The following is a 17,402-nucleotide window of genomic DNA, read 5'->3' on the forward strand; positions in this document are numbered from 1 at the left end:
AACTCTTCAATTTAAAAGTTTGATGCTCAAAGAATTAAACTTCGTAATGAATTACGTGTTCACTCTTGAGACTTGGTATTCATTTAGCGTCTTGCGACGTTAAGAATCCGTATCTTCGAGTGCCCACACAGATTGTCTGATAAATTGTTAAAGAGCAGTTGCGACGCGGCTTTCAGCTCACTGTCGCGAGGTGGCGTATATTACGCTTTCCTCTTTCAGAGTCAACCCTGAATTTCAGGATTTTTCTCCGTGTCGTTCCGACCATCTTGTGAAGTGTTTCACGTTGTCGTCTCAACGGAGGCGCATTATAGGGATCCCATTTTTTTGCACAAGTACTTTTTTGATCTTTTTTTCTGTTTGTTGTTTTTTCAGCCTTTTTGCTGCATTCGCATGCAAAATGGCGCATTTTTACATAGCAAAACACTTGCTTAAGGCTAATAAAGCACCCAAAGTCATAGTTAAATCATTTTTCGCTGAGGTAAGTATGTCTGACGCTCTACGCCCATACCGGGATCTTTTTCCACAAATCGGTCAACGAGTCATGATCGACAGCAGTAGTGTGGTTATTGGTGATGTTCGTCTGGCTGATGATGTGGGGATCTGGCCGCTCGTCGTGATTCGTGGTGATGTGAATTATGTTCAGATTGGCACCCGAACGAATATACAAGATGGCAGTGTCCTACACGTGACCCATAAATCGACGGCCAATCCTCAAGGTAATCCATTGATCGTGGGGGATGATGTTACAGTTGGGCATAAAGTCATGCTTCATGGATGCACCATTGGGAATCGTGTACTGGTTGGGATGGGCTCAATTTTACTTGATGGCGCTGTAATAGAAGATGATGTGATGGTTGGAGCGGGTAGTCTGGTCCCACAAAATAAACGCCTGGAGAGCGGATATATGTATCTCGGTAGCCCCGTCAAACAGATCCGCCCGTTAACTGATGAAGAAAAATCTGCGTTACGCTATTCAGCTAATAACTACGTGAAATGGAAAGACGAGTATCTGGATCAGGGTAACCAAACCCAACCTTGATCATCTTCGCCTTGATCCTGAATCAAGCTTTCAGCTTCTTCTTCCAGATCCCAGCGATGTTGACGAAAATTCGCTAACCAATGTTCTGGCGTATCTCCGGCAAAACGATGCGCCAGACTCTCACCAGTAATCGCACAAGTCAATTGCATACCATTCACAATAGCAGGAAAACATACGCATTTTTTACTCTCGCTCCACTCTTCCCTGTCTGGAAACTGGATTGCCTGATTCACGCGGACAGCTCCTGTTGCAATTGTTTAATGACCGGTTCCACGTCGGGCAGAACACCATGCCAAAGAAGGAAAGCATGCGCTGCCTGCGCCACCAGCATTCCTAAACCATCAGCATTACGCTTTGAACCGTGCTGCTCACACCATACCAGAAAAGGCGTTTTCCCTTTCTGGTAGAACATGTCATAACAACTAATTCCTGGATGAATGAGTGATTCCGGAATCGCCGGAACATCGCCACTAATACCACTGGATGTCGCATTAATAATGAGATCGAACTCGTGCCCCTCCAGTTCGTCCATGCTCAAGGCCTGAACACTACCAGTATGCGCAAATAATTTAGCCAACTCTTCCGCGCGAGAAACCGTTCGGTTAGTGATTGTCACCGCACAATCCAGAGAAAGAAGTGGCAGTAATACACCCCGAGATGCCCCACCAGCGCCAATGAGCAAAATACGCAAGCCGGAGCGGATAAAAGACAGGCGTTCCAGATCGCTTAACAAACCTACGCCATCAGTATTGTCACCCAGCAGGCGTCCATCTTCTAACCGCTTGAGTGTATTAACCGCCCCAGCCAACGCCGCCCGCTCAGTAAGTTCATCTGCTCTGGCAAAAGCTTCTTCTTTAAAAGGCACCGTCACATTCGCACCTTTACCACCAGCACTAAAGAAAGCATTCAATGTGTTGATGAAATCATTGATTGGCGCCAGTACGCGTCCATAGGGATGTTCAATATTCAGTTGCTGTGCAAATTGCTGATGAATGAATGGCGATTTGCTGTGGGCTATCGGATTACCAAAAACAGCATAGGTTTGCATCATGTTACCCCTGTCGAAACAGTTCACCCGTCAGGGCATCGCGAATTTCTGAAGGATTTAAACGACCGCCCGTTTCACCTGGCACAATCGGGAACTCCGCACCAAATTGTCTGCGAACTTCTTCTACTGTTCGACAGGGCGGCAACCCACTCAAGTTGGCACTGGTAGAAACCAGCGGTTTACCATAAGCCTCGCACAAAGCAACCACCAACGGATGGTCGGTGACTCGGACAGCAAGCGAATCAAAGGACCCTGTCAACCAGCGCGGCGTTGCCGCAGACGCGGGAAAGACAAAGGTGACAGGACCTGGCCAGCGAGAAAAAATGGTTTCACGCTGCGCGTCCGTCAGCATGCTGTCATCAATATAAGGTTTGAGCTGCTCGTAACTTGCCGCGATTAAAATCAGCCCCTTATCAACCGGACGCTGTTTTAACTCCAACAGTCGCATTACTGCTGTTTCACTATCAGGATCACACCCGACACCGAAAACGGCTTCCGTTGGGTAAGCGATGACTCGTTCTTCATTGAGGACATCTACCGCAGTCGCGATAGCATCTTCTTGCAGGTTATTATTCACGTTATTATTCCGCCGAAACCGGCTTTCCACATTGTTTACTGGCACAGAAATGTTTTACACCCTGCGCGGTTTTCTTTTCGATGAGTAGCGGATAGTGACACTCAGGACACTCACCGGCTATAGGTTTGAAGTTAATAGCAAATTGACACTCCGGGTAGCGATCGCAGGAGTGAAACGTTTTACCATAACGAGAGCGGCGCTGGACCAGATGGCCCGTCCGACATTGAGGGCATGTAATTGTCGTTTCGTCCGGTTTATCGATAATTTCGGTATGCTCGCATTCAGGGTAGTTACTGCAACCAATAAACATACCGAAGCGCCCCTGACGTAACACAAGGTTTGCGTCACATACAGGGCAAACCTGCCCCTCCAGAACTTTGACAACATGGCCGTCCGCAGATGATTTCAGGGGACGGACATAGTCACATGCCGGATACTGTGAACACCCGAGAAACGGCCCATGTTTCCCGGATCGAATAACCAATTCAGCCCCACACTTTGGACAGGACTCATTATTACGCACCGTGAACAGTGCTGATTTTGCCATAACAACTTATGCTGAATTAAAGAAATGATTAATGCAGCATACCTTCATTCACCTCAAAGAGTAATTCTTCCATTTGCTGGTACGCATTTTCGCAGCCCGGAATGTTGAACAACACCATCAGGATCACCCATTTCAGATCTTCCAGGTCAAACTCCGCGGTATCCAGCGCGAGCACTCGCTCTATCACCATTTCACGAGTTTCAAGGTTGAGCACCTGAATCTGCTCGAGGAAAAGCAGGAACCCACGGCAACTGGCATCCAGTCTTTCACACTCTTCCGGGGTGTAAATACGCATGGAAAGAGGATCAGAGGCCAGTTGCATCGGCTCTGCCAATCCTTCCTGATAATCCGCAAGCTTTTCCAGCCAAAGCAGGGCATTGTAGATATCTTCTCGATCGAATCCTGCGTCGGTAAGATCCTGTTCAAGTTTGTCTTGATCCACACGTAACTCGGCTTCAGTGTGAATATAGGTTTCAAACAAATACATTAGTACGTCGAACATGGCATGCCCTCCTCAATCGGACATAGCCGCCGGGTACTGCTGCGATCCACCCTGCTAACTCCAGTTCGAGTAGTTGAGTAACTACCTCTGGCACAGGTTGGCCGGCACGTTCAGCGACGACGTCAACAGGTGTTACCTCATCTCCTACGTTAGCCAGGAGCTCAGGAAATGGCAATGCCACATCTTCGTGATCTGGTGAATAAAATGAATTTTCAGGAGCATCTGGCAACCAGTGCAATCCATATTGCAAATTTTCCAGAATTTCTTCCGGTTCCGTCACAAGAATCGCACCTTGTTTAATGAGCCAATGGGGCCCTTCACTACCGGGGCTACCTAATGGACCGGGTAAGGCAAAAACTTCACGCCCCTGCTCAAGCGCACAACGCGCAGTCACCAGTGAACCACTGCGCAAAGCCGCTTCCACCACCAGTACCCCTTTACTTAGACCACTTATAATGCGATTTCTTCGCGGAAAATTATAAGCAAGAGGTGGAACATCGAGAGGAAATTCCGAGACGAGAGCGCCGCCATGTTCAAGCAGACTGGTAGCCAGTCGGGCATGGCGACGAGGATGAATGGTATTGAGTCCATTCCCCAGTACAGCAATACTGACGCCATTCACCTGCAATGCCGCTTTATGCGCCACTCCATCAATTCCACGCGCCAACCCGCTGGTAATTGTTACACCTCGCACCGCCAGCGACTCGCAAAACAGCCGCCCCCAGCGTTCGCCATACCATGAATGTGCCCGACTCCCCACTACGGCAAGCTGAAATGATTGCAACGCGTGCAACTCTCCAGCAACAAACAGTGCGCCGGGGTAATCTGTCGTCGCAAGAAGTTGAGGAGGATAAAATTCGCTGTCCGCAGGGATTAAATGATGGTTTGGTTGTTCCAGCCAACGGCGTGAACTTTCGATACTCTTCTGCGAAAATGAAAGAAAGCGTTGTGCCTGCCGCAATGAAAGTCCTGTTTGCTGCAATACAACAGCATCAATATGCGGCTGTTCTACCAACCAGTGAGCAATACGAACCATATCATCGCCGTACAAGGTACTCACACTCATCAGACGCAGCCAAATTTCTGTGTCGACCATCCTTATCATCCCCTGCCATAAGCAGCCTTAGCAATCTTTGCGATTGGTCAGTGATGCTGTCAATCAGAGGGGGATTTGTCTAGAATAGAAGAAATAATCTTTCTAACTCCTGAACACATCTCTGGAGATTTATGTCAGTTTTGCAAGTGTTACATATTCCGGACGAGCGGCTTCGCAAAGTTGCTAAACCGGTAGAAGAAGTGAATGCAGAAATTCAGCGTATCGTCGATGATATGTTCGAGACGATGTACGCAGAGGAAGGTATTGGCCTGGCAGCAACCCAGGTTGATATCCACCAACGTATCATTGTTATTGATGTTTCGGAAAACCGCGACGAACGGTTGGTATTAATCAATCCGGAGCTTTTAGAAAAAAGCGGCGAAACAGGCATTGAAGAAGGTTGCCTGTCGATCCCTGAACAACGAGCTTTAGTACCGCGCGCAGAGAAAGTTAAAATTCGCGCCCTGGACCGCGACGGTAAACCATTCGAACTGGAAGCAGACGGTCTGTTGGCAATCTGTATTCAGCACGAGATGGATCACTTGGTTGGCAAACTGTTTATGGATTATCTGTCACCGCTGAAACAACAACGTATTCGTCAGAAAGTTGAAAAACTGGATCGTCTGAAAGCCCGGGCTTAAGGATAAGAACTAACGTGTCAGAATCACTACGTATTATTTTTGCGGGTACACCTGACTTTGCAGCGCGTCATCTCGACGCGCTGTTGTCTTCTGGCCATAACGTCGTTGGCGTATTCACCCAACCAGACCGACCGGCAGGACGCGGTAAAAAACTAATGCCCAGCCCGGTCAAAGTTCTGGCTGAAGAAAAAGGTCTACCCGTTTTTCAGCCCGTCTCCCTGCGTCCACAAGAAAACCAGCAACTGGTCGCTGATCTGCAGGCTGATGTCATGGTTGTCGTTGCCTATGGTCTGATTCTGCCCAAAGCCGTGCTGGAGATGCCGCGTTTAGGTTGCATCAATGTTCATGGTTCGTTGCTGCCACGCTGGCGCGGTGCCGCCCCGATTCAACGCTCGCTGTGGGCGGGCGATGCAGAAACCGGCGTAACGATTATGCAAATGGATGTCGGTTTAGACACTGGCGACATGCTCTATAAGCTCTCCTGCCCGATTACCACAGAAGATACTAGTGGTACGTTGTATGACAAACTGGCAGGGCTTGGTCCACAAGGGCTTATCGCCACGCTGAAACAACTGGCAGACGGCACGGCAAAACCGGAGGTTCAGGACGAAACACTTGTCACTTACGCCGAAAAGTTGAGTAAAGAAGAAGCGCGTATTGACTGGTCGCTTTCAGCAGCGCAGCTTGAACGCTGCATTCGTGCTTTCAATCCCTGGCCGATGAGCTGGCTGGAAATTGAAGACCAGCCTGTTAAGGTCTGGAAAGCGTCGGTCATTGATACGACGACCAAAGCTGCGCCAGGAACGATCCTTGAAGCCAACAAACAAGGTATCCAGGTTGCAACCGGTGATGGAATCCTGAACCTGCTCTCGTTACAACCTGCGGGTAAGAAAGCGATGAGCGCACAAGACCTCCTGAATTCTCGTCGGGAATGGTTTGTTCCGGGCAACCGTCTGGCCTGATAGTCCACTCTTCTAAGCCCGGTCTTGCCGGGCATTTTTATTTTTATACTTATGAAAAAACAACGTAATTTACGTAGCATGGCGGCCCAGGCCGTTGAACAAGTCGTTGAGCAAGGGCAATCATTAAGCAACATTCTGCCACCGCTCCAGCAAAAAGTTTCTGATAAAGATAAAGCACTTCTGCAGGAGTTGTGTTTTGGCGTACTGCGTACGCTCTCACAGTTAGACTGGCTGATTAATAAGTTAATGGCCCGTCCAATGACTGGCAAACAGCGAACCGTGCATTACCTGATTATGGTTGGTTTGTATCAACTGCTTTATACCCGTATTCCACCTCATGCCGCGTTGGCCGAAACGGTTGAAGGCGCAGTCGCAATTAAGCGTCCACAACTTAAGGGGTTGATTAATGGCGTGTTACGCCAGTTCCAACGTCAGCAAGATGAGTTATTAGCTGAGTTTAATGCCAGTGATGCGCGCTATCTGCATCCATCCTGGCTATTAAAACGTCTGCAAAAAGCATATCCAGAGCAGTGGCAATCCATCGTCGAAGCCAATAACCAACGCCCGCCAATGTGGCTACGCGTTAACCGTACACATCATTCCCGCGATAGCTGGATTGCACTTCTGGAAGAAGCTGGCATGAACGGCTTCCCACATGCGGTTTACCTGGATGCAGTACGCCTGGAAACACCCACGCCTGTTCATGCACTACCCGGTTTTGAAGAAGGATGGATCACCGTTCAGGATGCATCGGCGCAAGGTTGCGTAACTTATCTGGATCCACAAAACGGTGAGAATATTTTAGACCTCTGCGCCGCCCCCGGCGGTAAAACAACGCATATCCTTGAGGTGGCACCAGAAGCGCAAGTTCTGGCGGTTGATATTGACGAACAGCGCCTCTCTCGCGTTTACGACAATTTAAAACGTCTCGGTATGAAGGCAACCGTGAAACAAGGTGATGGTCGCTATCCTGCACAATGGTGTGGTAGCCAACAGTTCGATCGCATTTTATTAGATGCACCTTGTTCCGCTACCGGTGTGATTCGTCGCCATCCGGATATAAAATGGCTGCGTCGCGATCGCGATATTGCCGAACTGGCTCAGTTACAGGCAGAAATCCTCGATGCCGTCTGGCCGCATCTAAAATCAGGTGGAACGCTAGTTTATGCCACCTGTTCGGTGTTACCGGAAGAGAATAGCCAACAGATTAAAGCCTTCCTGCAACGCACTGAAGATGCAATGCTTTGCGAAACAGGAACACCAGAGCAACCGGGTAAACAAAATCTGCCCGACGCCGAAGAAGGTGACGGCTTCTTTTACGCTAAGCTAATTAAAAAGTGATGAGATAACGGGTCGCGACTGATGAAAATTATCATTCTGGGTGCCGGCCAGGTTGGTGGCACGCTGGCGGAAAACCTGGTAGGCGAAAATAACGATATTACCGTTGTCGATACCAATGGTGAGCGTCTGCGGACCTTGCAGGATAAATTTGACCTGCGAGTCGTTCAGGGTCATGGCTCTCACCCACGGGTCTTGCGAGAGGCCGGTGCCGATGACGCCGATATGCTGGTTGCAGTAACCAGTTCAGATGAAACCAATATGGTTGCCTGTCAGGTAGCCTACTCGCTTTTCAACACCCCTAACCGTATCGCTCGCATCCGTTCACCAGATTACGTCCGGGATGCCGATAAGCTCTTTCATTCAGACGCTGTACCAATTGATCATCTGATAGCACCAGAGCAGTTGGTTATCGATAATATTTACCGGCTGATTGAATATCCCGGCGCATTACAGGTGGTGAACTTCGCAGAAGGCAAAGTCAGCCTGGCAGTAGTCAAAGCCTATTATGGCGGCCCGCTGATTGGTAATGCGCTTTCGACCATGCGCGAGCATATGCCACATATCGATACCCGTGTAGCGGCCATCTTCCGTCACGATCGCCCCATTCGTCCACAAGGATCAACCATCGTTGAAGCTGGCGATGAAGTGTTCTTTATTGCCGCTTCGCAACATATCCGCGCAGTGATGAGTGAATTACAGCGCCTGGAAAAACCGTATAAACGCATTATGTTGGTTGGTGGCGGTAATATCGGTGCCGGGTTGGCGCGTCGACTGGAAAAAGATTACAGCGTCAAACTCATCGAACGTAATCAGCAACGTGCCGCCGAGCTGGCAGAAAAATTGCAAAATACGATCGTCTTTTTTGGTGATGCATCAGATCAAGAACTGTTGGCCGAAGAACATATTGATCAAGTTGATCTGTTCATCGCCGTCACCAACGATGACGAGGCCAATATCATGTCGGCCATGCTTGCTAAACGCATGGGTGCGAAAAAGGTAATGGTGTTGATCCAGCGTCGCGCTTATGTGGATCTGGTTCAAGGAAGCGTGATCGATATTGCGATTTCACCGCAACAGGCAACCATTTCTGCGCTACTCAGTCACGTACGAAAAGCAGATATCGTTGGTGTTTCCTCATTACGCCGCGGTGTAGCTGAAGCTATTGAAGCCGTTGCTCACGGGGATGAAAGTACTTCTCGTGTTGTCGGTAGGGTTATAGATGAAATTAAACTGCCGCCGGGAACAATTATCGGTGCTGTGGTTCGTGGAAATGATGTCATGATAGCCAATGATAATTTGCGCATTGAGCAAGGCGATCACGTGATTATGTTCCTGACAGATAAAAAGTTTATTACCGACGTTGAACGCCTCTTCCAGCCAAGCCCTTTCTTCTTGTAATTCATGAGGCGTCTTGTGGCGCCTTATTATTTCCTTTTGTTTTTCAAGGTTTAATTAAATTCATTCCTGACAGGAAAATGGCTTAACATTTGTTAGACTTATAAATGTCAGCTTCATAGGGAGAATAAGATGAGCATTATTAAAGAATTTCGCGAATTTGCGATGCGCGGGAATGTGGTGGATTTGGCTGTGGGTGTCATTATCGGTGCGGCCTTCGGTAAGATTGTCTCTTCACTGGTTGCCGATATCATCATGCCGCCGCTAGGTTTGTTAATTGGTGGGATCGACTTTAAACAGTTTGCTGTCACGTTACGCGATGCGCAGGGGGATGTACCCGCTGTTGTCATGCATTACGGTGTCTTCATTCAAAACGTATTTGATTTTCTGATTGTTGCCTTTGCCATCTTTATGGCGATTAAGCTAATCAACAAACTGAATCGTAAAAAAGAAGAACCGGCAGCGGCACCAGCACCAACTAAAGAAGAAGTGTTACTGACAGAGATTCGCGATTTGTTGAAAGAGCAAAATAACCGCTCTTAACAAATGCCTGAAAGCAGAAGGCCAGTGGTAAAAAAGTGATTTACTTTCTTGCCACTGGCCTCCCAGTTATTCCGGTTACCCTGTTTGCCTTTACGCATGTAACTTCCTTTCCCTTTCTTATTTTTCTCAACTCGTTGTCTGAACAAGGGATCATGCAGTAATGCTTCAATCGCATTATCCTTTATCTGCCCTTTAGTATGCTGATATCGACTCATAAAAACTCCTGTTGGTTATTTAACCGCGCGAGTGTAATCCTGCCAGTGCAATAAATCAACAGCCTGTTTTCACACCACTTGCACCTTGCTCAAGAGCTTCGAGAATTGAGCAATAAACGCTGCTATGGGCTGTTCCGCAGCAGGCATCATTAAGTCGTTGCAGTGAACGTTGCATACTCTGCAACTCAGCTATTCGTGCTTCCACTTCCTGTAGTCTTTCCTGCACAATGCCTTTTGATTCCTGGCAGGTATGATGTTCAGGATCGATACGGATCGACAACAACTCACGGATCGACTCAAGACTAAAACCGAGCTGTCTGGCATGGCGAATAAATTTCAAACGTCGGAGATCGCTTTCGGTATAAAGACGAAAACCACCTTCGGTACGTACTTCATGATCCATCATCTGCTGCTTTTCATAATAACGAATAGTGTCAGGCGTCACTTCCGCCAATTTTGCCAGCTCACCAATGCGATACATAAACGCTCTCTCAGTTGTCATTAATTTTATTCAGAAGCTTACCTGCATATTCGCCATGTAAAAATTCTGTGCTCAAACCTGCTTGTCGCAGTTTTAACTCTAGCAAAGATAACCTGCGGCTAACTTCCTGATATTGTGGATCGTCCTGACGAATGCTTTTAAGAATATCCAGAAGCTGAATTGCTTCCCTCCGCTGCTCAAGTTCTGGCGGTAAACAACCGGCATTCTTCAACAAGCGATACCCCGCACGTAATTCCGGTGGCACATGGGAATCATCATCCAGTATCAATGGTTCGCCGCTACCTGGTAGGTTATCAAACTCACCTTTCGCTTGCGCTTCTGATATATGGTGCTCTGCCCACTGGTCAAGTAACCACATAAATACTCCAGGGGATGAACAAAAAGAGTACAGCTATTGTAGATAAGTGGGGATGCGACGGGTATAAAAAAACCCGCCGGGGCGGGTTTTTTTACGTTGCTTCAGATTACTCTGCAGCAGCTTCTGCTTTCGATTCAGAACGATCAACCAGCTCGATGTATGCCATCGGCGCGTTGTCGCCTGCACGGAAGCCACACTTCAGAATGCGAGTGTAACCACCGGCGCGGCTCGCGAAACGCGGGCCCAGCTCGTTAAACAGTTTTGCCACGATCTCGTTATCACGAGTACGGGCGAATGCCAGACGACGATTAGCTACGCTATCAGTCTTGGCAAGAGTAATCAGCGGCTCAACTACGCGGCGCAGCTCTTTCGCTTTAGGCAGAGTCGTCTTGATGATTTCATGACGAACCAGTGAACCTGCCATATTGCGGAACATAGCCTGGCGATGGCTGCTGTTGCGGTTCAGTTGACGACCACTCTTACGATGGCGCATGACCTTATCCTTCTCAGTAAAACCTTAACCTGTGATCCGGTTACTCGTCAGCGATGCTTGCCGGTGGCCAGTTTTCCAGGCGCATGCCCAGAGACAGTCCACGGGAAGCCAGCACGTCTTTAATCTCAGTAAGAGATTTTTTACCAAGGTTAGGCGTTTTAAGAAGCTCAACCTCGGTACGCTGTACCAGATCACCGATATAGTGGATAGCTTCTGCTTTAAGGCAGTTAGCAGAGCGGACAGTCAATTCCAGATCGTCAACAGGGCGCAGCAGGATCGGATCGAATTCTGGTTTCTCTTCTTTCACTTCCGGCTGACGTACATCACGTAAGTCAACGAAAGCTTCCAGTTGTTCAGCCAGAATGGTTGCCGCACGACGAATCGCCTCTTCAGGATCGATTGTGCCGTTGGTTTCCATTTCGATGACCAGCTTGTCCAGGTCGGTACGCTGTTCTACACGCGCTGCTTCAACATTGTAGGCAATACGCTCTACAGGGCTGTAGCATGCGTCGACCAGCAGACGGCCGATTGGGCGCTCATCTTCTTCCGAATGAATTCGGGTAGAAGCCGGCACATAACCACGACCGCGCTGAACTTTGATACGCATGCTAATAGACGCGTTCTCATCGGTCAGGTGGCAGATCACGTGCTGCGGCTTGACGATTTCGACATCACCGTCGTGGGTGATATCGGCTGCAGTCACAGGGCCAATGCCAGATTTATTCAAGGTAAGAATAACTTCATCTTTGCCCTGAACTCTCACCGCCAGCCCTTTCAGGTTGAGCAGGATTTCCAGGATATCTTCCTGAACGCCTTCTTTGGTGCTGTACTCATGTAGTACACCATCAATCTCAACCTCGGTCACCGCGCAACCCGGCATCGATGAGAGCAGAATACGGCGCAGTGCGTTACCCAGAGTATGGCCAAAGCCACGCTCTAAAGGCTCAAGGGTCACCTTGGCGTGCGTCGAACTCACTTGCTCGATATCAACCAGGCGCGGTTTTAGAAACTCTGTCACAGAACCCTGCATTGTGTCCTCTCTTTGGTACTAAGCTTTACTTGGAGTAAAGCTCGACGATCAGGTGTTCGTTAATGTCCGCAGACAGATCAGAACGCTCCGGCTTACGCTTAAACGTACCTTCCATCTTGCCAGCATCAACTTCCAGCCAGGTTGGCTTTTCACGCTGCTCAGCCAGCTCCAGAGCGGCTTTCACGCGAGACTGCTTCTTCGCTTTCTCACGAATGCTTACAACGTCATTCGGACTAACCTGATAAGAAGCGATGTTAACAACACGACCGTTTACCATAATTGCTTTGTGGCTAACCAGCTGACGTGCTTCTGCACGAGTGGCACCGAAGCCCATACGGTATACAACGTTGTCCAGACGACCTTCCAGCAGAGCCAACAGGTTTTCACCGGTGTTGCCTTTCAGACGTGCTGCTTCTTTATAGTAGTTACGGAACTGACGCTCCAGCACACCATAGATACGGCGAACTTTTTGCTTTTCACGCAACTGCACACCATAGTCAGACAGACGCGGTTTACGCGCACCGTGCTGGCCAGGAGCTTGTTCAATTTTACACTTGGTATCGATCGCGCGAACGCCAGACTTAAGGAATAAGTCGGTGCCCTCACGACGGCTCAGCTTGAGCTTAGGACCCAAATATCTTGCCATTTTCTTTCTCCAACAAACCTGGAAAACGAAGCGTTATACGCGACGTTTTTTCGGCGGACGACAACCGTTATGAGGGATCGGAGTCACATCAGTAATGTTAGTGATGCGGAAACCTGCGGCGTTCAGAGCACGAATAGTAGATTCGCGGCCTGGACCCGGACCTTTAACCATAACTTCCAGATTCTTGATGCCGTATTCTTTCACGGCGTCAGCGCAACGCTCTGCTGCAACCTGAGCTGCAAACGGAGTGGATTTGCGAGAACCACGGAAACCGGAACCACCGGCAGTTGCCCAACCCAACGCGTTACCCTGACGATCAGTGATAGTCACGATGGTGTTGTTGAAAGAAGCATGGATATGAGCCACGCCGTCAGAGACTTGTTTTCTTACACGTTTACGTGCACGAATTGGTGCCTTTGCCATTATTCAATCACCCCGATTATTTCTTGATCGGTTTGCGCGGACCCTTACGGGTACGTGCGTTGGTCTTGGTACGCTGACCGCGAACCGGGAGACCACGACGATGACGCAAACCGCGATAGCAACCAAGATCCATCAGGCGCTTGATGCTCATGCTGATTTCACGGCGCAGATCACCTTCAACGACAAATTTGGCAACTTCGTCACGCAGCGTGTCGATTTGTCCTTCAGACAGCTCACTGATCTTAACATCTTCAGCGATACCCGCTGCAGCCAGGATGGCTTTGGAACGGGTCTTGCCGACGCCATAAATCGAAGTTAATGCGATTACGGCATGCTTATGATCAGGAATGTTAATGCCTGCTATACGGGCCACTATGCACTCCTACTATTTAATATGTACGTTCCATGCTGAAAAGCCCGTTTTCAGGATACTCAAATGGAAACGCACAGACATACAAAAGATTGGCTGGCTAATCTAGCCAGCTCAACCCAACTTTGCAAGAAAAATATGCGAATAAATCAGCCTTGGCGCTGTTTATGCTTCGGCTCGGCACTGCAAATCACACGGATGACACCATCACGCTTAACGATTTTGCAGTTACGGCATAATTTCTTGACGGAAGCACGAACTTTCATTTTTACTCTCCGTAACTTCTCGGGCGCCCAATTAACGGCCGTAGCCTTTCAGGTTCGCCTTCTTCAATGCAGACTCATACTGACTGGACATCATCAGAGTTTGCACTTGAGCCATAAAGTCCATAATCACGACAACAACGATAAGCAGTGATGTTCCACCGAAGTAGAACGGTACTTTCATTGCATCACGCATGAACTCCGGGATCAGGCAGATAAAGGTAATGTACAGCGCACCAACCAAGGTCAGGCGGGTCATTACTTTATCGATATACTTCGCCGTTTGCTCTCCCGGACGAATTCCTGGTACAAATGCACCGGACTTCTTCAGGTTATCTGCTGTTTCACGCGGGTTGAAAACCAACGCCGTGTAGAAGAAACAGAAGAAGATGATTGCAGACGCATAGAGTAACACATAAAGCGGTTGCCCAGGCTGCAAATACAGCGAAATTGTTGTCAGCCAGTTCCAACCAGTACCGCCCCCGAACCATGACGCAATGGTTGCCGGGAACAGAATAATACTGGAAGCGAAGATTGCCGGGATTACCCCCGCCATATTCACTTTCAGCGGTAAATGTGTGCTCTGTGCAGCATAGACACGACGACCCTGCTGACGTTTCGCGTAGTTTACCACAATGCGGCGTTGGCCACGCTCAACAAATACAACAAAGAACGTCACTGCAAATACTAATACTGCAACCAACAGCAACACGAGGAAGTGCAGGTCGCCTTGACGCGCTTGCTCGATAGTATGGGCAATGGCTGGCGGGAGTCCCGCGACAATACCGGCGAAGATAATGATTGAGATACCGTTGCCGATACCACGTTCAGTAATCTGTTCACCCAACCACATCAGGAACATTGTTCCTGTGACCAGACTTACAACAGCGGTGAAGTAGAATGCAAAGCCCGGATTCATAACCAGGCCTTGCATACCAGGCATATTCGGAAGACCGGTAGCAATACCGATCGACTGAAATATTGCCAGCACCAGAGTACCGTAGCGGGTGTACTGGCTGATCTTACGACGACCAGACTCCCCTTCTTTCTTAATTTCTGCCAGCGTTGGATGGACCACCGTCAGCAACTGGATAATAATTGATGCCGAAATGTACGGCATAATACCCAGAGCAAAGATAGAAGCACGGCTGAGAGCACCACCAGAGAACATGTTGAACATTTCAATGATGGTGCCTCGCTGTTGCTCAAGCAGTTTGGCAAGTACAGCGGCATCAATACCAGGGATCGGAATGAAAGAGCCAATACGGAACACAATCAGCGCACCGATAACAAACAGCAGTCTGCGTTTCAGCTCGCCTAAGCCACCTTTGGCACTTTGAAAATCTAATCCCGGTTGTTTAGCCATCTGCTACTTATTCCTCGATTTTACCGCCAGCAGCTTCGATAGCAGCACGAGCGCCTTTAGTAACACGCAGGCCACGAACAGTTACCGGAGTTGTAACTTCACCAGCCAGGATCACTTTCGCGAACTCGATCTGGATACCGATAATGTTAGCCGCTTTCAGCGTATTCAGGTCTACAACACCGCCTTCTACTTTAGCCAGGTCAGACAGACGAACTTCGGCTGTAATCGCTGCTTTACGAGAAGTGAAGCCGAATTTCGGCAGACGACGGTACAGAGGCATCTGACCACCCTCAAAACCGCGACGTACGCCACCGCCAGAACGAGACTTCTGACCTTTGTGACCACGACCACCGGTTTTACCGAGGCCAGAACCGATACCACGACCCAGGCGTTTACCCGCCTTTTTGGAGCCTTCGGCCGGAGACAGAGTATTTAAACGCATCTCTTACTCCTCAACTTTAACCATGAAGGAAACCGCGTTGATCATACCGCGAATAGCAGGAGTATCCTCGCGCTCTACGGTGTGACCAATACGACGCAGACCCAGGCCAAGCAGCGTTGCCTTGTGTTTCGGCAGACGACCGATTGCACTGCGGGTTTGAGTAATTTTAATAGTCTTTGCCATGGTTTATTTCCCCAGAATTTCTTCAACGGATTTACCACGCTTGGCAGCGACCATTTCTGGAGAACTCATATTTTCCAGGCCATCAATAGTTGCACGAACCACGTTGATCGGGTTGGTAGAACCATATGCTTTAGCCAGAACGTTATGAACTCCAGCGACTTCCAGAACGGCGCGCATTGCACCACCGGCAATGATACCAGTACCTTCGGAAGCCGGCTGCATGAATACGCGAGAACCCGTATGAACACCTTTAACAGGGTGCTGCAGAGTGCCGTTATTCAGCGCGACGTTAATCATATTGCGACGGGCTTTTTCCATCGCTTTCTGGATCGCTGCTGGAACTTCACGCGCTTTACCGTAACCAAAACCAACGCGACCGTTACCATCGCCTACTACAGTCAGAGCTGTGAAGGAGAAAATACGACCACCTTTAACGGTTTTAGATACGCGGTTTACCGCGATCAGCTTTTCCTGCAGTTCGCCAGCTTGTTTTTCGATGTGAGCCATCTTACACCTCTACCTTAGAACTGAAGGCCAGCTTCACGGGCAGCATCTGCCAGTGCCTGGACACGACCATGATATTGGAACCCGGAACGGTCAAAGGATACATCTTTGATGCCTTTTTCCAGAGCGCGTTCAGCGACAGCTTTACCCACAGCTGCAGCCGCGTCTTTGTTACCGGTGTACTTCAGTTGTTCAGCGATAGCTTTTTCTACAGTAGAAGCAGCTACCAGAACTTCAGAACCGTTCGGTGCAATTACCTGTGCGTAAATGTGACGCGGGGTACGATGTACCACCAGGCGAGTTGCGCCCAGCTCCTGGAGCTTGCGGCGTGCGCGGGTCGCACGACGGATACGAGCAGATTTCTTATCCATAGTGTTACCTTACTTCTTCTTAGCCTCTTTGGTACGCACGACTTCGTCGGCGTAACGAACACCCTTGCCTTTATAAGGCTCAGGACGACGGTAGGCGCGCAGATCCGCTGCAACCTGGCCGATCACCTGCTTATCAGCGCCTTTCAGCACGATTTCAGTCTGAGTCGGACATTCAGCAGTGATACCCGCAGGCAGCTGATGGTCAACAGGATGAGAGAAACCCAGAGACAGGTTAATCACATTGCCTTTAACCGCTGCACGATAACCTACACCAACCAGCTGCAGCTTCTTAGTGAAGCCTTCGGTAACACCGATAACCATTGAGTTCAGCAGGGCACGCGCAGTGCCAGCCTGTGCCCAACCGTCTGCGTAACCATCACGCGGACCGAAGGTCAGGGTATTATCTGCATGTTTAACTTCAACAGCATCGTTGAGAGTACGAGTCAGCTCGCCGTTTTTACCTTTGATCGTAATAACCTGACCGTTGATTTTTACATCAACGCCGGCAGGAACAACGACCGGTGCTTTAGCAACACGAGACATTT

27 protein-coding genes are annotated in these 17,402 nt (G+C 49.1%); 6 read left to right on the plus strand and 21 right to left on the minus strand.

Features of this window, described 5'->3' with window-relative positions; all coding sequences use genetic code 11:
• Positions 1-484: 484 nt before the first annotated feature.
• Positions 485-1,039 carry a gamma carbonic anhydrase family protein gene (locus A1SC_RS08420; protein WP_016262603.1) on the plus strand — a complete coding sequence of 185 codons (555 nt, stop codon included), beginning with the start codon at positions 485-487 and terminating at the stop codon, positions 1,037-1,039.
• Here A1SC_RS08420 and A1SC_RS08415 read toward each other — a convergent pair.
• From A1SC_RS08415 to dprA, 6 genes are read right to left on the minus strand one after another with little or no spacing between them, the layout of a single operon-like run.
• The gene (locus A1SC_RS08415) at positions 1,015-1,272 is read right to left on the minus strand and encodes a DUF1488 family protein (RefSeq protein ID WP_001070589.1); all 258 of its coding nucleotides are present in this window, start codon (positions 1,270-1,272) and stop codon (positions 1,015-1,017) included. The genes A1SC_RS08420 and A1SC_RS08415 overlap by 25 nt on opposite strands.
• Positions 1,269-2,087 carry a shikimate dehydrogenase gene (gene aroE / locus A1SC_RS08410; RefSeq protein WP_024214633.1) on the minus strand — a complete coding sequence of 273 codons (819 nt, stop codon included), beginning with the start codon at positions 2,085-2,087 and terminating at the stop codon, positions 1,269-1,271. Before aroE ends, A1SC_RS08415 begins: the two co-directional genes overlap by 4 nt.
• Before the next feature lie 4 nt (positions 2,088-2,091).
• Positions 2,092-2,664 (minus strand): L-threonylcarbamoyladenylate synthase type 1 TsaC, encoded by a 573-nt coding sequence (gene tsaC, locus A1SC_RS08405; protein ID WP_016249269.1) that lies wholly within the window; start codon positions 2,662-2,664, stop codon positions 2,092-2,094.
• A gap of 4 nt (positions 2,665-2,668) precedes the next feature.
• A complete protein-coding gene (locus tag A1SC_RS08400; protein WP_001517199.1) occupies positions 2,669-3,211 on the minus strand; it encodes a DNA topoisomerase family protein in 543 nt (180 codons plus the stop codon).
• A gap of 28 nt (positions 3,212-3,239) precedes the next feature.
• Entirely contained in the window at positions 3,240-3,713 is a 474-nt protein-coding gene (gene smg, locus A1SC_RS08395; protein WP_000460672.1) for a DUF494 family protein Smg, read from the minus strand.
• Positions 3,685-4,809 carry a DNA-protecting protein DprA gene (gene dprA, locus A1SC_RS08390; protein WP_000228572.1) on the minus strand — a complete coding sequence of 375 codons (1,125 nt, stop codon included), beginning with the start codon at positions 4,807-4,809 and terminating at the stop codon, positions 3,685-3,687. Before dprA ends, smg begins: the two co-directional genes overlap by 29 nt.
• A 131-nt stretch (positions 4,810-4,940) precedes the next feature.
• Between dprA and def the strand changes: the two genes are divergently transcribed.
• The 5 genes from def to mscL all read left to right on the plus strand — a co-directional run bounded on the left by def (position 4,941) and on the right by mscL (position 9,691).
• On the plus strand, positions 4,941-5,450 hold the full coding sequence (gene def / locus A1SC_RS08385) for a peptide deformylase (RefSeq protein ID WP_000114984.1): 510 nt from the start codon (positions 4,941-4,943) through the stop codon (positions 5,448-5,450).
• 14 nt (positions 5,451-5,464) lie between these two features.
• Complete coding sequence (fmt, locus tag A1SC_RS08380; protein ID WP_016249270.1) at positions 5,465-6,412, plus strand: methionyl-tRNA formyltransferase; 948 nt, start codon at positions 5,465-5,467, stop codon at positions 6,410-6,412.
• Between the two features lie 51 nt (positions 6,413-6,463).
• A complete protein-coding gene (gene rsmB, locus A1SC_RS08375; protein WP_000744787.1) occupies positions 6,464-7,753 on the plus strand; it encodes a 16S rRNA (cytosine(967)-C(5))-methyltransferase RsmB in 1,290 nt (429 codons plus the stop codon).
• Positions 7,754-7,774: 21 nt separating this feature from the next.
• Entirely contained in the window at positions 7,775-9,151 is a 1,377-nt protein-coding gene (gene trkA, locus A1SC_RS08370; RefSeq protein ID WP_000691382.1) for a Trk system potassium transporter TrkA, read from the plus strand.
• A 129-nt stretch (positions 9,152-9,280) separates the two neighbouring features.
• Entirely contained in the window at positions 9,281-9,691 is a 411-nt protein-coding gene (gene mscL, locus A1SC_RS08365) for a large-conductance mechanosensitive channel protein MscL (RefSeq protein WP_000022446.1), read from the plus strand.
• Here the strand turns inward: mscL and arfA are convergent.
• The 15 genes from arfA to rplF all read right to left on the minus strand — a co-directional run bounded on the left by arfA (position 9,688) and on the right by rplF (position 17,400).
• The gene (gene arfA / locus A1SC_RS08360) at positions 9,688-9,906 is read right to left on the minus strand and encodes an alternative ribosome-rescue factor ArfA (protein ID WP_000092705.1); all 219 of its coding nucleotides are present in this window, start codon (positions 9,904-9,906) and stop codon (positions 9,688-9,690) included. The two genes, mscL and arfA, sit on opposite strands and share 4 nt — an antisense overlap.
• 55 nt (positions 9,907-9,961) lie before the next feature.
• On the minus strand, positions 9,962-10,387 hold the full coding sequence (gene zntR, locus A1SC_RS08355; RefSeq protein ID WP_000285595.1) for a Zn(2+)-responsive transcriptional regulator: 426 nt from the start codon (positions 10,385-10,387) through the stop codon (positions 9,962-9,964).
• A 10-nt stretch (positions 10,388-10,397) separates the two neighbouring features.
• Positions 10,398-10,766, minus strand: a complete 369-nt coding sequence (locus A1SC_RS08350) for a DnaJ family domain-containing protein (protein WP_016262605.1) — start codon at positions 10,764-10,766, stop codon at positions 10,398-10,400.
• Positions 10,767-10,872: 106 nt separating this feature from the next.
• A complete protein-coding gene (rplQ, locus tag A1SC_RS08345) occupies positions 10,873-11,259 on the minus strand; it encodes a 50S ribosomal protein L17 (protein ID WP_001216372.1) in 387 nt (128 codons plus the stop codon).
• Positions 11,260-11,299: 40 nt separating this feature from the next.
• Positions 11,300-12,289 carry a DNA-directed RNA polymerase subunit alpha gene (locus A1SC_RS08340; RefSeq protein ID WP_001162094.1) on the minus strand — a complete coding sequence of 330 codons (990 nt, stop codon included), beginning with the start codon at positions 12,287-12,289 and terminating at the stop codon, positions 11,300-11,302.
• Positions 12,290-12,314: 25 nt separating this feature from the next.
• Positions 12,315-12,935: a 30S ribosomal protein S4 gene (gene rpsD, locus A1SC_RS08335; protein ID WP_000135224.1), complete on the minus strand. Its 621-nt coding sequence runs from the start codon at positions 12,933-12,935 to the stop codon at positions 12,315-12,317.
• Positions 12,936-12,968: 33 nt separating this feature from the next.
• Positions 12,969-13,358, minus strand: coding sequence for a 30S ribosomal protein S11 (gene rpsK / locus A1SC_RS08330; RefSeq protein WP_001029684.1), 390 nt, complete (start codon positions 13,356-13,358; stop codon positions 12,969-12,971).
• Positions 13,359-13,374: 16 nt separating this feature from the next.
• On the minus strand, positions 13,375-13,731 hold the full coding sequence (gene rpsM, locus A1SC_RS08325) for a 30S ribosomal protein S13 (protein ID WP_000090775.1): 357 nt from the start codon (positions 13,729-13,731) through the stop codon (positions 13,375-13,377).
• Between the two features lie 146 nt (positions 13,732-13,877).
• Positions 13,878-13,994, minus strand: a complete 117-nt coding sequence (gene rpmJ, locus A1SC_RS08320) for a 50S ribosomal protein L36 (RefSeq protein WP_000868187.1) — start codon at positions 13,992-13,994, stop codon at positions 13,878-13,880.
• Positions 13,995-14,025: 31 nt separating this feature from the next.
• Positions 14,026-15,357: a preprotein translocase subunit SecY gene (secY, locus tag A1SC_RS08315; RefSeq protein ID WP_001118864.1), complete on the minus strand. Its 1,332-nt coding sequence runs from the start codon at positions 15,355-15,357 to the stop codon at positions 14,026-14,028.
• Between the two features lie 7 nt (positions 15,358-15,364).
• Complete coding sequence (rplO, locus tag A1SC_RS08310; RefSeq protein ID WP_001238917.1) at positions 15,365-15,799, minus strand: 50S ribosomal protein L15; 435 nt, start codon at positions 15,797-15,799, stop codon at positions 15,365-15,367.
• Positions 15,800-15,802: 3 nt separating this feature from the next.
• The gene (rpmD, locus tag A1SC_RS08305; protein ID WP_001140433.1) at positions 15,803-15,982 is read right to left on the minus strand and encodes a 50S ribosomal protein L30; all 180 of its coding nucleotides are present in this window, start codon (positions 15,980-15,982) and stop codon (positions 15,803-15,805) included.
• Positions 15,983-15,985: 3 nt separating this feature from the next.
• Positions 15,986-16,489, minus strand: a complete 504-nt coding sequence (rpsE, locus tag A1SC_RS08300) for a 30S ribosomal protein S5 (RefSeq protein ID WP_000940122.1) — start codon at positions 16,487-16,489, stop codon at positions 15,986-15,988.
• A 14-nt stretch (positions 16,490-16,503) separates the two neighbouring features.
• Positions 16,504-16,857, minus strand: a complete 354-nt coding sequence (gene rplR / locus A1SC_RS08295; RefSeq protein ID WP_000358960.1) for a 50S ribosomal protein L18 — start codon at positions 16,855-16,857, stop codon at positions 16,504-16,506.
• A 9-nt stretch (positions 16,858-16,866) separates the two neighbouring features.
• Positions 16,867-17,400: a 50S ribosomal protein L6 gene (rplF, locus tag A1SC_RS08290; protein ID WP_000091945.1), complete on the minus strand. Its 534-nt coding sequence runs from the start codon at positions 17,398-17,400 to the stop codon at positions 16,867-16,869.
• Positions 17,401-17,402: the final 2 nt, after the last annotated feature.

The sequence above is a fragment of the Escherichia sp. KTE52 genome, from assembly GCF_000408325.1.
GTDB classification, from domain to species: Bacteria; Pseudomonadota; Gammaproteobacteria; order Enterobacterales; family Enterobacteriaceae; genus Escherichia; species Escherichia marmotae.